At 45.8% G+C, this 14,861-nt stretch carries 15 protein-coding genes and 1 rRNA gene; 8 read left to right on the top strand and 8 right to left on the bottom strand.

Translation table 11 applies throughout. From position 1 onward, the window contains the following. Position 1: 1 nt before the first annotated feature. Positions 2-1,036: a type IV pilus twitching motility protein PilT gene (locus NAF29_RS04375; RefSeq protein ID WP_251260284.1), complete on the bottom strand. Its 1,035-nt coding sequence runs from the start codon at positions 1,034-1,036 to the stop codon at positions 2-4. A gap of 36 nt (positions 1,037-1,072) precedes the next feature. Between NAF29_RS04375 and NAF29_RS04370 the strand changes: the two genes are divergently transcribed. From NAF29_RS04370 to hemW, 6 genes are all read left to right on the top strand, one after another. Further along, positions 1,073-1,771, top strand: a complete 699-nt coding sequence (locus NAF29_RS04370) for a YggS family pyridoxal phosphate-dependent enzyme (RefSeq protein WP_251260881.1) — start codon at positions 1,073-1,075, stop codon at positions 1,769-1,771. A gap of 2 nt (positions 1,772-1,773) precedes the next feature. Then, positions 1,774-2,598: a pyrroline-5-carboxylate reductase gene (gene proC, locus NAF29_RS04365; RefSeq protein ID WP_285817599.1), complete on the top strand. Its 825-nt coding sequence runs from the start codon at positions 1,774-1,776 to the stop codon at positions 2,596-2,598. A gap of 21 nt (positions 2,599-2,619) precedes the next feature. Then, positions 2,620-3,153, top strand: coding sequence for a YggT family protein (locus NAF29_RS04360; protein ID WP_251260283.1), 534 nt, complete (start codon positions 2,620-2,622; stop codon positions 3,151-3,153). A gap of 116 nt (positions 3,154-3,269) precedes the next feature. Beyond that, positions 3,270-3,701 carry a DUF4426 domain-containing protein gene (locus NAF29_RS04355; RefSeq protein ID WP_251260282.1) on the top strand — a complete coding sequence of 144 codons (432 nt, stop codon included), beginning with the start codon at positions 3,270-3,272 and terminating at the stop codon, positions 3,699-3,701. A 63-nt stretch (positions 3,702-3,764) separates the two neighbouring features. Beyond that, positions 3,765-4,373 (top strand): XTP/dITP diphosphatase, encoded by a 609-nt coding sequence (locus tag NAF29_RS04350; protein WP_251260281.1) that lies wholly within the window; start codon positions 3,765-3,767, stop codon positions 4,371-4,373. A 12-nt stretch (positions 4,374-4,385) separates the two neighbouring features. Continuing rightward, positions 4,386-5,537, top strand: a complete 1,152-nt coding sequence (gene hemW, locus NAF29_RS04345; RefSeq protein ID WP_251260280.1) for a radical SAM family heme chaperone HemW — start codon at positions 4,386-4,388, stop codon at positions 5,535-5,537. Between the two features lie 169 nt (positions 5,538-5,706). On the opposite strand, the gene NAF29_RS04340 is transcribed toward hemW, so the two are convergent. Continuing rightward, on the bottom strand, positions 5,707-6,282 hold the full coding sequence (locus NAF29_RS04340; protein WP_251260279.1) for a YceI family protein: 576 nt from the start codon (positions 6,280-6,282) through the stop codon (positions 5,707-5,709). Between the two features lie 187 nt (positions 6,283-6,469). Between NAF29_RS04340 and NAF29_RS04335 the strand changes: the two genes are divergently transcribed. Then, positions 6,470-7,048, top strand: coding sequence for a hypothetical protein (locus NAF29_RS04335; RefSeq protein ID WP_251260278.1), 579 nt, complete (start codon positions 6,470-6,472; stop codon positions 7,046-7,048). A 72-nt stretch (positions 7,049-7,120) separates the two neighbouring features. On the opposite strand, the gene NAF29_RS04330 is transcribed toward NAF29_RS04335, so the two are convergent. The 4 genes from NAF29_RS04330 to NAF29_RS04315 form a co-directional block, all read right to left on the bottom strand. Then, positions 7,121-7,855 (bottom strand): DUF481 domain-containing protein, encoded by a 735-nt coding sequence (locus NAF29_RS04330; RefSeq protein ID WP_251260277.1) that lies wholly within the window; start codon positions 7,853-7,855, stop codon positions 7,121-7,123. A gap of 186 nt (positions 7,856-8,041) precedes the next feature. Further along, entirely contained in the window at positions 8,042-9,652 is a 1,611-nt protein-coding gene (locus NAF29_RS04325) for an FAD-binding oxidoreductase (protein ID WP_251260276.1), read from the bottom strand. Positions 9,653-9,664: 12 nt separating this feature from the next. Beyond that, the gene (locus NAF29_RS04320) at positions 9,665-10,963 is read right to left on the bottom strand and encodes a type III PLP-dependent enzyme domain-containing protein (RefSeq protein ID WP_251260275.1); all 1,299 of its coding nucleotides are present in this window, start codon (positions 10,961-10,963) and stop codon (positions 9,665-9,667) included. Beyond that, positions 10,905-12,482, bottom strand: a complete 1,578-nt coding sequence (locus NAF29_RS04315) for an AMP-binding protein (RefSeq protein WP_251260274.1) — start codon at positions 12,480-12,482, stop codon at positions 10,905-10,907. Before NAF29_RS04315 ends, NAF29_RS04320 begins: the two co-directional genes overlap by 59 nt. Positions 12,483-12,659: 177 nt before the next feature. On the opposite strand from NAF29_RS04315, the gene NAF29_RS04310 reads away from it, so the two are divergent. Further along, positions 12,660-13,343, top strand: coding sequence for a S1 family peptidase (locus NAF29_RS04310; RefSeq protein ID WP_251260273.1), 684 nt, complete (start codon positions 12,660-12,662; stop codon positions 13,341-13,343). Here the strand turns inward: NAF29_RS04310 and NAF29_RS04305 are convergent. Both NAF29_RS04305 and rrf read right to left on the bottom strand, forming a co-directional pair. Continuing rightward, positions 13,326-14,507, bottom strand: coding sequence for a dicarboxylate/amino acid:cation symporter (locus NAF29_RS04305; protein WP_251260272.1), 1,182 nt, complete (start codon positions 14,505-14,507; stop codon positions 13,326-13,328). The two genes, NAF29_RS04310 and NAF29_RS04305, sit on opposite strands and share 18 nt — an antisense overlap. A gap of 263 nt (positions 14,508-14,770) precedes the next feature. After that, a 5S ribosomal RNA gene (rrf, locus tag NAF29_RS04300) occupies positions 14,771-14,861 on the bottom strand; the annotation flags it as partial.

Genomic DNA, 14,861 nt, shown 5'->3' with positions numbered 1-14,861 from the left:
CTTATATGGTTTGCTTGCCAGCAGACTTCTTCATCACTTCCTCGCGAGCAACCAACCCACGATTCATCAAATCCTGAAGGCATTGATCTAAAGTTTGCATACCCAATGCCATTCCCGTTTGAATCACGGAATACATTTGAGCAATTTTATCTTCCCGAATCAGGTTTCGAATCGCAGGGGTGGCAATCATGATTTCATGAGCCGCCACTCGACCACCACCATTGCGTTTTAACAGCGTTTGAGAAATCACCGCCTGAAGTGATTCAGATAGCATGGAACGCACCATTGATTTTTCTTCGGCTGGAAACACATCAATAATTCGGTCGATCGTTTTAGGAGCGGAGGTGGTGTGCAAAGTGCCAAACACCAAATGCCCAGTTTCTGCTGCTGTCATCGCCAAACGAATCGTTTCCAAATCGCGCATTTCCCCTACCAGAATCACATCGGGATCTTCACGCAATGCCGAGCGCAACGCATTACTAAAGCTGTGCGTATCTCGATGAACTTCGCGTTGGTTAATGAGCGATTTCTTGTTCTCATGAACAAATTCAATCGGATCTTCAATGGTCAGAATATGATCATTCCGATGTTGATTGACATAGTCTACCATCGCTGCAAGCGTGGTACTTTTACCCGAACCCGTGGGTCCCGTCACCAGCACCAACCCTCTTGGTTTGTCCGAGATAGAACGGAACACATCGGGCGCTCCGAGCTCCTCCAAGCTTAAGACTTTAGATGGAATGGTTCGGAATACCGCAGCTGCGCCTCGGTTGGTCACAAATGCATTGACACGAAAGCGTGCCAGTCCTGGCACTTCAAATGAAAAGTCACTTTCGAGTTGCTCTTCATAATCGCGACGTTGCTTGTCATTCATAATATCGTAGATCAGCGCATGTACTGATTTGTGATCTAACGGCGCAACATTTAGTTTGCGTACGTCGCCATCAACGCGAATAAGCGGAGGCATATCAGCACTTAAATGCAGATCAGATGCATTATGCTTTACACTAAATTCTAAAAGTTCGGTAATATCCATGGCCAATAACTCCAAATGGTTAGCCTTTACGAAATTATGCAAACCCTAACAGAGCGATTCGCTGCTGCAAACGACCAAGTTCAATTTGCTGCCCAAAAATTTGGCCGAGCCCCAAACTCTGTCAAGATGCTGGCAGTGTCAAAAACCAAACCGGTTTCGGAAATTGAGCAAGTCGCCGCATTAGGTCAACTCGATTTTGGTGAAAACTATAGTCAAGAAGCCATCGAAAAAGCACAACGTTTATCTCATTTGGAGCTAAACTGGCATTTTATTGGTCCCATACAATCCAACAAAACCAAAGGCCTTGCAGAGCACATGGCTTGGGTTCACACCATAAGCCGAGACAAAATTGCCCAACGGCTAAATGACCAACGCCCCTCAAGCCTCCCAGCTTTAAATATTTGTATTCAAGTGAATGTCAGTCAGGAAGATCAAAAAGCGGGTGTGAGTATCGAACAATTACCTCAACTGGTGAGTCAAATAGAAACCCTGCCAAACCTGTCATTGCGCGGCCTGATGGCCATCGTGGAAAATACCAACGATACCCAACGTTTAACCGAACAATTTGCTACCATGCGCTCGTTATTTAATGCACTGAAGGCCGAGCACCCATCGGTCGATACACTGTCGATGGGAATGAGCCAAGACCTCGAACTTGCAATTCAGCATGGCAGCACCATGGTTCGTATCGGCACCGCTATATTTGGCCAACGCCAACCTAAAAAGGAATCTTAATCTTGTATCCAATCGTGACATTTATTGGCGCGGGCAACATGGCCAGCGCAATTTTCAAAGGCCTCATCAAGCAAGGTCACCCTGCCGATAGAATTCGAGTCAGCAACCGCAGCCAAGGTAAGCTCGACGCCCTAAAGCAGGAGTTTCCGACCTTACACGTCAGCACCAACAATGCTGAAGCCGTTGCTGACGCTGATGTTGTTGTTTTAGCAGTCAAACCTCAAATGATGGAAGACATGCTGAAACCATTAACCACAGAGGTTGCTGGATTCGATCAAAAGTTATTCGTCTCAGTTGCCGCGGGAATAAGCATTGCTCGCTTACAAAGCATGCTTAATGGTGCCAAGCGTATTGTTAGAACAATGCCCAACACTCCCAGCTTAATTGGCTTAGGCATGACGGGCTTGTTTGCCCAAATCGATACAAGTGATGCCGACAAAAATCTCGCTGATTCTTTAATGGCAGCAGTAGGAAAAACCGCTTGGGTATCACAAGAGGCTGAAATTAACCAAGTGATCGCTGCGGCCGGAAGCTCACCGGCTTACTTCTTTATGTTTATGAATGCCATGCAGAAAAGTTTAGAAGGCATGGGCATGGATTCTCAAACAGCACGCAAATTGGTAGAGCAAGCCGCCATCGGTTCAAGCCAACTTGCAGCTCACCAAAGCGATAAAACTCTGACTGAATTAACACAACAAGTTACATCTAAAGGTGGCACCACAGCGCAAGCCGTGGCAACCTTTGAAAATGGCGACTTAGCCGGTTTGGTCGATCAGGCCATGCAAGCTTGTGTTGCGCGTGCTGAAGAGATGGAAAAATTACTCTAAATTGATGAAGGAATGTTTCATATGGCAAACCAATCAGCCTTAGGCTTTTTGATTGATACTGTATTCAATTTGTATTTGATGGTCGTGCTTCTGCGTATCTGGATGCAGTTAGTAAAGGCTGATTTTTACAATCCGCTCAGTCAGTTCGTGGTGAAATTAACCCACCCTGTTGTGGGCCCATTACGTCGAGTGATTCCACCTTTGGGCAACGTCGATACCGCCTCTGTGTTGTTTGCATATGTCATTGCTTGTGCAAAAGTTGCGTTATTACTCACCGTTTCTGGCTACGCGCCGGACGTTCAAGTCATTGTGGTGGGTGCTGGAATAACGCTTCTAAAACAAATATTTAGCATGCTATTCTGGATTCTTGTCATTCGAGCAATTCTCAGCTGGGTTAGTCAGGGCTATAATCCTATTGAAGCCGCCTTGCATCAGCTCACAGAACCAATGCTTGCGCCTATTCGTCGGGTCATACCCAGCATTGGCGGACTCGATTTGTCAGTCGTTATTTTGCTGATTGGACTGCAATTCTTGCAGGTGTTGATATTCCAATAAGAGCGCATTGCAACTCTCTTTGGGTTCACATAAGCCACGCATCGATTCAACTTAATGCGTGGCTTTTTCTATACTAAAGATTCAAATCCACCTAAAAACATGCTGGGGAATACATCATGAAAGCTTTTAAACTCATTATTGCTGCCGTTATGGGCTTCATGATTTGGCTGCCCAACGCATCTGCTGAAATGAAAAAGGTAGGGCCTTACGAAGTGCATTTCTCAGCTTTTGAAAGCACATTTCTAACCCCCGAAATTGCAAAGACCTATCAAATCAATCGCAGCCGCTATCATGCTGTTATCAACGTATCGATATTAGACACACGGAATGCCAACGCGGCTATAAAAACACCACTCACGGGAGAGGCAAAAAACTTACTCGGGCATAACGTCACTCTGTCATTTAAAGAAATCATCGAAGGCAATGCGGTCTATTACATTGATCAGCTCAAATACAGTAATGAAGAAACCTTTCGATTTTATTTAGTGATTAAAACCGACGAAGGCGAATACCCTGTGCAGTTCATTAAAAAGTTTTATGTGAACTAACCCGTTCAGGCTGCTTCCATCTGGTATCATGCGTCGCTCACAAAAGTGCGGAGGATAATCGATATGAAATGGGTTTTAGCAACGGGTAACCAAGGCAAAGTAAAAGAGCTTGCAAGCATGCTCGCGCCACTTGATGTTGAGATTGTTCCGCAAAGTGAATTTGATGTACCAGAGGTTCCTGAAACCGGCACAACCTTTGTTGAAAATGCAATTATCAAGGCACGCCATGCCGCTCGTATCACCGGCCTATCAGCCATCGCTGATGACTCGGGTTTGGAAGTTGACTGCTTGCAGGGCAAGCCCGGTATCTATTCATCACGCTACGCTGGCGAGCAAGCCTCAGACAGCGATAATGTTGAAAAACTTCTCACCGCTCTAAATGGCGTCCCTCCCCAACAGCGTACTGCAAGATTCCGCTGTGTTTTGGTTTTCATGCGTCATGCCGATGACCCTACGCCACTCATTTGCCAAGGCAGATGGAACGGTAATATTGCACAAATCGCATTTGGTGACGGTGGATTTGGATATGATCCCATTTTCATTCCTAGCGACATGACAGTGACCGCCGCTGAAATCACCAAACAACAAAAGAATAAGATCAGTCACAGAGGACAAGCATTAAACGCCTTGCTCTCTGAATTACCCGCCTTTCTTAACCCACAACCGGTTTAGCAGGCACGAATTATGGTCCATTTAGAGCTTCCACCGTTATCACTCTACGTTCATATACCTTGGTGCGTTGAGAAGTGTCCATACTGCGATTTCAATAGCCACGCATTGAAAGGCGAGATCCCAGAACTCCAGTATGTAGAGGCTCTACTTGCAGATTTAAGACAGGACCTACTGTGGGTGCAAGGCCGTGAAATTCAAACCGTATTCATCGGTGGCGGCACGCCGAGCTTGTTGAGCGTAAAGGCTATGACTCGGCTCATCAACGGCCTCAAAGACACCGTTGCATTTGCCTATAATGCCGAAATCACAATGGAAGCCAACCCAGGAACAGTAGAAGCAGAGAAGTTCGCAGGATTTGTTGCCGCAGGTATTACTCGTATCTCGATCGGAGTTCAAAGCTTACACAGTCGCCAACTTAACTTACTTGGACGCATACACGACAAAGACCAAGCAATTACCGCCATAGAATTAGCGAGTCAACTGCCTTTACAAAGCTTCAATATTGACTTGATGCATGGCCTTCCGGAACAGCAACTAAAGCATGGTTTGGACGATCTAGCACAAGCCATTCAGCTTGCTCCTCCACACCTTAGTTGGTACCAACTCACTCTTGAGCCCAATACTCACTTCTATCGAAAGCCACCGAAACTGCCAGACGAAGAAGTGCTGGTCGATATCTTTGAGCAAGGCCATCAACGGCTGACTCAGGCAGGCTATGAACGGTATGAGATCTCGGGCTATAGCAAACCGGGGCATCAATGCAGCCACAACCTAAACTATTGGACCTTCGGCGATTACTTGGGCATAGGCTGCGGAGCGCACGGAAAAATTACAGTTGTCGATAGTCAACGGCTACTCAGAACCTCTAAGGTCGCTTCACCTGCAAGCTACTTAACACCCAGCAAGAACCCCCGAATAAGTTTGACCGATGTTGCCGATGATGACCGAGCTTTCGAATACTTTATGAATCGAGCTCGTTTAACCAGTGCCGCGCCACTTGAAGAGTTTGAACGTAGAACAGGCCAATGCCGCACACAAATATTGCCCTACCTTGAGCAACAAGCCGGAATGGGATTAATGATATTAGAAGAAGCGAACTGGCAAATGACGAACAAAGGTCTGACATACTTTAATAATGTTTTAGAGCCTCTGATCCGCACCTAAGTCAACGCGTGCTGAACGCCAAGACGTTCTGTTCTTTAGAAAACAACAGAGCCCCACATATTCTGTCATTTGGGCCAATTGACTATGCGAACGGTACCTCATCGCTCAAACCAACAATTTGGGAGGCAACGCACAATGCCCGCCTACCCAAAACCTGTTGTCAGTGGGGCTACTGCTTTCGCATGAGTATTTCAAAAGTCACTGGAATTGCTGATGCAATGCTTGGCAGACCCGCTAACTCTTGAAGTTTCAAAATACCATTCACGAGGTCGAAGTTTTTGGCATCGATAATGGCTGGCGCAACAGTGGTCACTAGAACATCGCCGCCAGCAAGTTTTACCGCTTTTAGCGTCATGGTCATAGGCACTGTTTTACCGTGCATGGTGAATTGACCTTCTACATTGCGCTGAATTCGATCACCAATCATTAATTCTGACATTTTTACATCGTCAACTTCTGCCGTGAAAGTGGCAGAGGGGTATTGAGCAACCTCAAATAACACCTCTTTCATACGTTCATTGCGAATATCAATACCGGTATTAACCGAAGACAAATCGATAGTAAGTTTCGCTTTGCCAGTCTCACTAAACGACAAACTGAATGCATCAAAACGATGTGTTTCAGCCACACTGCCCTTTTTAATTGAAATGAAATTGATTTCGCTCTCTTCTGGCACCGACTGCCAGTCAGCCCAAGCAACAGAGTTGATCAACAGAAGGCACAGTGGCATTAACGAAAATTTCATGTCATATCCTTAAAATAAAATTGAGTCTAATCACCAGACCCCTATCGCAATTACTATAGTTACATTGATCGGAGTTACAAGCCCTGATTGAGTGGTCAGTAAACTTTTTAAGTGATTGGAAGTATTGTCTGAACTGTTTAGCCTTAAGCGAGTCTTAGCTTTATAAAATTATCGAAAAGGATTATTTATGAATCGTAACTGTATGGTTCTTTGTGTAGGTTTCATAGCATCCATGTTAACGGCGTGTGCAACCGCTCCGAGTCCCGGTGAAACCATTATCGAGCCAGAAGTATTGCAATCGAACACGATCACTTCAAACTCTAAAATTGTAGGGATCGACTATCCATCAAGAACGCTCACTATCTCAAGAGCCGGACAACAAGTCACTTTAGTGGCATCTCCTCGAGTTTCCAACTTCGAGCAATTGAGAGTCGGCGATCTGGTGTCTACCGAATATACCGAATCCTTTGCAGTCCGAGTCCAGGCAAGCGAAGGCTCAGCACGAATCGAAAACAGAGAACAGCTCGATATGTCTAAGGAAGGCACAGAGCCAAGTATTTCTGCCTCTGAAGTCACTGAAGTGATCGCTGACATTTTGGTCATTGATAAGGTCAATCAAACCGTCACCCTCAAAGGCCCAACAGGGGGAGAGTTTACCTTACCTGTGCGCCGCCATCCGGAGCACCTAGAGCGAGTTGAAGTGGGTGATCAGGTCGTTGTGACATACAAAAAAGCAGTGGCGATCTCTGTGACGCAACAACCTTGACTTACAACGCTCACCTACAAAAAAACCAGCGAATATCGCTGGTTTTTTAATGTTTAAAATCACGCTTAGCAATTAGTAGCGGTACAACAAAGTCACTGCTGTTGTTGTATCTAACTTATCTTTACGCGTACCATCACCATTAAATTCTGGATTCGTCTGATGCGTCATCGTAAATGACAATTTCAGAGCAAGCTCGCCAATAATGGTGGTCGTTAATGATGTTTCAGAACGGCTAATGGTGTTTTCATCACCCGCATTAACCGATACATTTTCAGTAAACTTGCTGTTATCACTGATTTCCCACAAATACTTCATCGAACCACGAAGAATCCACTCATCAGTGCCTTCGCCAGCATTGTTCCAACGGTAACCAGGACCGATTTCTGTATCGAGGTTCATGTTATCACCAAACTTAAAGCGATGACCATAACCGGCAGAAACTGTCACTAGATCTTCAAAACCATTAAAGCGGTCGTTTTCATACGACAGACCAGCGTAGGTATAGTTTACATCACTCCAATCGCGATCGACTTTGTAGCCCGCGAAATAACGCTCAGCACTGGTTTTGTCATCATCTTGCGAGCTGTTTCCTTCAACCAGCGTATAGTGACGCCAGTCTTCAAGAAAATAGTCAACCGCAAGACGACCACGTAAATTAGTGGTTTCTGAGTTACCTGTAGACAGTGTCAAACCGCCTTCAACTTCAGCCGCTAAGCCCTTCTCTTTTAAGTCATCATCAGAAATATCTAATGCCTGAGCAGGTCCAGACAAAACCATAGCAACGGATAGCGAAATAAGTTTGCGCATTACAGCAAATCCCTAAGTTAAGTTTTTAGAAAAATCATTATTTTTATCGTTATAGCGGAGCATGTTAATGAGAAACGAGATCTAGCGCAACACAAGTTAATAGTTTAGATAACAATTAACACGCAAAAAAAACTCCCAAAATGAAATTTCAATTTGGGAGCAATGTACTGATTTGATTTGGGGACATTATGGATTGTAACGGTTTGGGGAGATCGTATTGGTCGGATCCATGGTTTTTTTAATTCCCTGAACCAGCTGCCAGCATTCAGCATTTGGATCAAGTAACTCCGTTTGTTGATCGATATTCATTCGGTAAGGCACACAGCCTTGGTCAAGCCCTCTATCCACCAACTCAGCAATACATAGCTTGGCTTGCTTCACTGCATTCTCATCTTGCGCATTAAATAAGATTGGAATCGTGCTATCGGTTAGGTCAAAACGGAGGTTGGTCAATGTCACCAGGGGCTCAATACCATACAGCGGGCAAATTTCGCGAATCATGTTCACAAATTCGCGCATATTCTTGCTCTTGGTCGGCACCAACGGTGCATACCACATGAGTCCACATTCATCTTTTGCAGGGTTTAGCTCTTTGCTCTTATCAGGACGATGCTTGGGGTTGCGCCAATACGCTAAAGGCAATGCGACTTGATTTGGCTTGCCCAACATGATCTCCACACCCTCGGCAAGCGCTTGAAGTTGTTCCCTTTCATCTTTCATCACTGATGCCGGCAATACCGATAGCAACCCTCGAGCAAACTTCAATAGCCAACCTTCAGAAAAAATGGTGCGCGACGCATACTTTCTAACTCTCTGGCGAACATCTTTGCGTACCGCTTTAACGACGGCCGGAGTTCCGTAAATAGAGCCCACAAGCATCCATGCAGGTACCTGATAGGATTTAGCCAATGCTTGGCATTGTTCGTCCGTCATCACTTGGTGCTGTTCAGGCCCATTTGGATTGTTGGCAACCATCGAAAGAATCCGACGCCTATCCATTAAGTTAATAGAACCAACAATACCTTCATAATCGCGCATGATACCTTGCAATAACTCCACTGCGACTTCCAAGTCAGTATCGTTAGCAAATTGCACATAGAAACTTTCAAAAGCTTTTGGACGCTTTGCTAAACGGATGGTCATTTGAGTCACGACGCCCAAATTGGATTGCGTGAACAAGCCATCGAGGTAAGGCCCAACCTTCCATTTAAATGACTTATCTGCGGTGACGTGAGTTGATCTATCCAGTTCACTCAAACTTGAGCGATAGAGGGATCCGTTCGACAGATATGCGGTCAGAGCAGTCACGGCAGCGAAGTGATCGGCATAAGGGGTAATGCCATACCCCCTCTCGATAGCATTCCCAACAATACTGCAATTCGGGCCTGCGCCCGTCACCGGCACCATGTAATCAAAGTTACGAGACTCAAGCCACTCCAATAGCTCTCCCTGGGTGACTCCGGGTTCTAGAGTGACCAGTCCAAGCTGTTCATCAAAGTCAATGACCGCCTTGAGTTTGGATAGATCCAGAATATAGATGGGCTTTTCATCGGCAACAGGAAGCGCCGAACCATAGCCCCAATTTCGACCTGAACTGATCGGTTGTACGGCTGCATCATGCGCTACAGCCCATTGCAGAATATCAGCAACATCCGTTTGTTTTGTCACAACAAACCCACCACTCAATTGGCGAGACGACTGAATCGCGCTGCCTCCATAAGCCTCTTGCGCTTGCGACTGACTTAGCCACTGTATGTGCGAAAGGGGCTCTGGTTTACTCTCAATTGGATGCTGCATTCGATCTCCACTTTAAATAACCGGTATCACTAATTCTTTAGCTGATGGGTGACTCAAAAATTGTTGAGGGCTTGAACTCAATCCATAGGCCCCACTGAGCATAATCACAACAAAGTCATCAATATCTACCTGAGGCAATTCAATATTCTTTGCCAACACGTCGAGCGGGGTACACAACGGACCCGCGATCGTGACTTTTTGTTCTACTGGGCAATCAACTTTCTGACCTAAGACAACAGGATAGTTCTTTTTTAGCAACTGCCCCAAATTCCCAGAGTTTGCCAAATGATGATGCATCCCACCGTTCGTCATAACAAAAGTGTGTTTCCGTGAAACTTTCACATCTGAAACTTGCGATACATATAGGCCAGCGTCAGCCATCAAAAAACGCCCGAGTTCGACAATCAACTCTTTGTGTTGAATAAAATCTTTAAATTCCGCGCATAATTCATGTAGAGCGTGACCTAATAGCGCAAGGTCGATGGGCACATTGCCAGCAAAGTATGGTACGCCTAGCCCACCACCAAAGTTTAAACGCTTAATAGGTAATTCAAATTGTTCACAAACCCTTGAAAAACAAAGGAATGTCTCACGAAACTGCTCAACCAAAGCGGGCATTTGAAGACACTGAGAGCCGGCATAAATGTGTAGGCCTGTGACACTCACCCAAGCGCTTTGGTTGATGGTTTCAACCACTTTAAATAATGTTTCTTCATCAATCCCAAACACTTGAGCCCCGCCGCCCATGTGCATTCCTGAGGCGCGAAGTTCAAATGATGGGTTAATCCGAATCCCCACCTCTATCGGCTTTTGATGTTGTTCAGCCCACGTGCAAATGCGTTTTGCTTCGGTGATGGATTCGAGGCTAAGGAACACCCCATTTTCAAGCGATGCGTTGAGTTCACCCTGGCTTTTTGCTGGGCCTGCAAACCCCATATCTTGGGGCTTATAGCCGACGTTCATAGCAGTTTCAACTTCACCATAAGATGCAACATCAAGCCCGTCGACCCATGGCTGTAGAGCTGCTAAAACTTGAGAGTTGGGGTTCGCTTTCACCGCATAAAAAACTGAGAACTGCTTTGGAAAAGCTTCACGCACAGCGGTAATTTGTTGCTGTGCGCGTGTCATGTCGTACATATAACAAGGCGTTCCGCCAGCTTCCTGTACGCGTTTTGATAAAGGCTCTCCGGCAATAACAAGTTCATGATTCACCACTTCGTGTGCTGATTGAAGTTGATGGCCGGACGACAATTTAGTGATGTGTGACATGACAATAACGCTCAGATAAGGAAACGCGATCCACTTTGCCATTGGCATTCAGTGGAATATGAGAAACATGGTGAATTTTTTTAGGCCACAAGTAATTCGGCGCCAATGCTTTATATGCCGTGAGGAAATCGTGATTGGATAGAACCGATCCTTGATAGACAATAATTATAGCTTGGCCTATTGCTTCGTCCTTGACACTCAGACAAGCGACTTGCTCAACCCCTTCGATAGATTGGGCAAGAGCTTCCACTTCATTCGGGCTAACTCGATACCCAGATGTTTTGATCTGTTCATCAAGACGGCCTTCAATGTATATGTCGCCATCTTCATCTTGCCACGCAAGATCACCAGAGAATACGGCTTTTTCGCCTTCATATTCTGCTAAATCGGTTGGCAATTGCATAAAGCGTTGTTCGGTTTGTTCTGGCTTATTCCAATAGCCTAACGCCACCAACGGTCCAGCATGAACCAACTGACCTTTTTGGTGAGCCGCACAAGGCTGGTGATAATCATCAAGAATATAGATGCGCGCATGGGGCACAGCTTGGCCGCTACTCGCCGGTTTTTGATGCAACAGGCTCGGTGCTAAATAGGTCGACCGAAATGCCTCCGTCAAACCATACATAGCATAGATTTCAGGCGCACAATGCAACGAATTGAGTGCGTGGATAATGTCGAGTGTCAAAGCGCCACCCGAATTGGTGACAAATCGTAATTTGAGCGCTCCAGCAGAAGTAAGCGGCTTTAACAGTTGTCGCCACAACGGCGGAACTCCTGCTAATCCAGTCACTTCATACTTTGTTAAATCCGCTGCAACAGCACCGGGAAGAAAGAAATTGTGAAGTACCACTGAAGCACCAACATACCAACTACTCAGTAGTTGGTTCAAACCATAGTCAAAACTAAAAGGCAGTAGCGCCATCACTCGATCATCACACGAAAGGCCCAAGTACGCGGCCACACTACCTGCACCCAATAGTAAGTTTTTCTGAGACACCATGACGCCCTTCGGCATGCCCGTGCTGCCAGAGGTATATAGCAAGGCTGCGAGCGCGTTGGGATCAGGTTGAACCGTATTAATTGGAGGCCCACCCGCTAGGTGATTGATTTCATCAACCGCAGGAATACTGAACACACGAGGACTTTGAACGAGATCGCTTTTTCCAATCAATCCGACCGTTAGGCCTTCGGTCTGCAACAGAAAATCGTCAGCAGCCGCTTTTAAACGCGGCGCTGAGGTTATGAACAGGCTTGCTTGAGAATCATTCAGAATATGTTGCACTTGGGCTGATTTTAAAGTCGGGTTTATAGGTACAATTACAGCCCCCAAAGACCAAGCCGCAAATATTAGCGCAACCTGCTCGACCGACTTAACATCAAAAAAAGCGACCCGTTGGCGCGGCTGAATCGGACAACAATGGTTGATGAGTTCACGATAAGCACTCACAGCCAAATTGATATCAGCAAAACTGAATGTTTTGCCTTTGTCGATGATTGCTACAGCATCTTGCGGTGCTGATTCGACAATGTGGTGTAAAGAAGCTACTTTCAGCTCTTCCATGAACAGATCGATTTCCCAGTCGGAGTTCGTATTACGCTATGATAATTTCTATCATCTCTAAATACACAGCCTTCACTCATTAATATGACCATTTCAGCATGTTTTGTTAATAAGCTCAAAATTCCTTTGCTTATCATTCTTTGTGCATGGGTATTTACTACAAAAGCACACCAACCCATGATTCAACTCATCGAATCGGTGAAGCCTAGTATTGTCGGTGTCGGGTTATACGATCCACTTGCCGCCCCCAAAGCCACCCTGATGGCTACAGGCTTTGCCGTTGCCGGAGGGGATTTAATTGCAACCAATGCGCATGCCGTTCCTGAACTTGATCCCAGCCGCAAACAAAACATCGCAGTATTATTACCTGGCAGACATTCAAGCCGCGTATATGAAGCAACATTAGTGGCTAAAGATGAAGTGCATGATTTAGCGATCCTGCGCATTAGGGGTCATAATTTACCGCCTTTGACTCTTTCCAACATGGAAGTAAAAGAAGGATTAGACATTGCTTTCACCGGCTTCCCTATTGGCACCATGCTCGGCCTACATCCGGTCACGCACAAGGGAATGATCGCATCAATTGCGCCAGTCATGTTGCCCGTGGCCAATGTATCAGAGCTTACAGCTGCTCAACTCAAAATTCTAAGAAATCCATATTCAGTATTTCAACTTAACGCCACAGCCTACCCCGGCAACAGTGGTAGCCCCGTGTATGACGTGGATTCTGGCGAAGTCGTGGCCATCATCAACAAGGTATTATTAACCAGCAACAAGGAATCGGCGCTCACTCACCCAAGCGCCATTACCTACTCAGTGCCAGTCAAACACCTCAAAGAATTATTACGCAGCATTCGGTGAGTTAACGGCTTCGGTTTGACCATTGCCATGCCAATGGTCAACCCACAACGCAATCACTCCATCACCCGTCACATTGCAGGCGGTTCCGAAGCTATCTTGTGCTAAATACAGCGCGATCATTAATGCAACGGCACCTTCGCCAAAACCGAGCATCGATGCCAAAATGCCCAACGCCGCCATAATAGCCCCACCTGGAGCCCCAGGTGCAGCAACCAAAGTAATGCCCAACATCAAAATAAATGGAATAATATTCCCAAGTGAAGGCGTCACCAATTCAGGTGTCATTAACATCACTGCGGTCGTACACGTCACAATGGTAATGACCGAGCCCGACAAATGAATCGTCGCACACAATGGTACTGTAAAGTTTGCGATGGATGAATCAACGCCATTATTTTTGCTGCTGTTGAGTGACACCGGAATAGTAGCCGCACTCGACATTGTGCCTAGCGCAGTGAAATAAGCAGGCAACATGTTTTTAAGTAACGTGAGCGGCGACTTTTTCTGCACCAAACCAGTCAACACATAAAGGCATGTCAGCCAAAACCAGTGCATAGCCACAGCCAACATCAAAACCACGCCAAATGTTTTTAGAGTCGCAACGGCTGAACCTTCAAGTGTCATTTGAGTAAAGACACCGGCGATATAAAACGGCAATAGTGGAATGATGATATGAGCTAACAATTTATCGATGATCTGGCGACCTTCATCAATGACGTAATTCAGATACTTGGACTGAATGGCGCTCATGCCAATGCCTAAAACAAACGCCAAAACCAACGCTGTCATAATCTCCATGACAGGCACCAATTTTAAATTAATATAACTCGTGAGCCCTGCCTCAGCCGCAGACTCTGCAATGCTATGCGCAGAGACCAAGCTCGGTAACACACTGCTGGCAAAAATGAAGGCAAGTGTACCAGCGATAACCGTAGACCCATATGCGAGGGCGACCGTATGAGCAAGCATTTTACCTGAATTTCTGGGAAGACCACCGATACCATTGGCAATATAAAGCAGAATGATCAGAGGAATGGTAAAACTGATCAGTTGCCCAACCATTGTTTGGACAGTGAGCATTATCCGAGCAATGACATCTGGAGCAAATGCACCGATCATTAACCCCGCCGCAATACCTGCAATTAATTTAAGTACTAAATTCATGAGTTCGGGTACCGTTAAAATTTGATGCTATTAAATACCACAAACTGACGTTACAAGTCTGTTGCAAGAACTTCAAAACTTACCATCGATTGAGGTAACTCAACTCTCACTGAACTAACAATAGACTTTAAAAAATTCGGGGATTGAATAGAGATTTTTAGGATGGCGTGTATGCCGCCAAGACAAGGACGTCTGTGCATATAACGAAATCCGTAAACGCAAAAAAGCCCGACTCTTACGAATCGGGCTTTCTCTGAAAAGGTGCCTGGCGGTGACCTACTCTCGCATGGGGAAACCCCACACTACCATCGGCGCGATTGCGTTTCACTACTGAGTTCGGAATGGGATCAGGTG

The organism is Echinimonas agarilytica (assembly GCF_023703465.1).
GTDB lineage: Bacteria > Pseudomonadota > Gammaproteobacteria > Enterobacterales > Neiellaceae > Echinimonas > Echinimonas agarilytica.
This window is presented reverse-complemented; position numbering and strand designations above follow the sequence as displayed.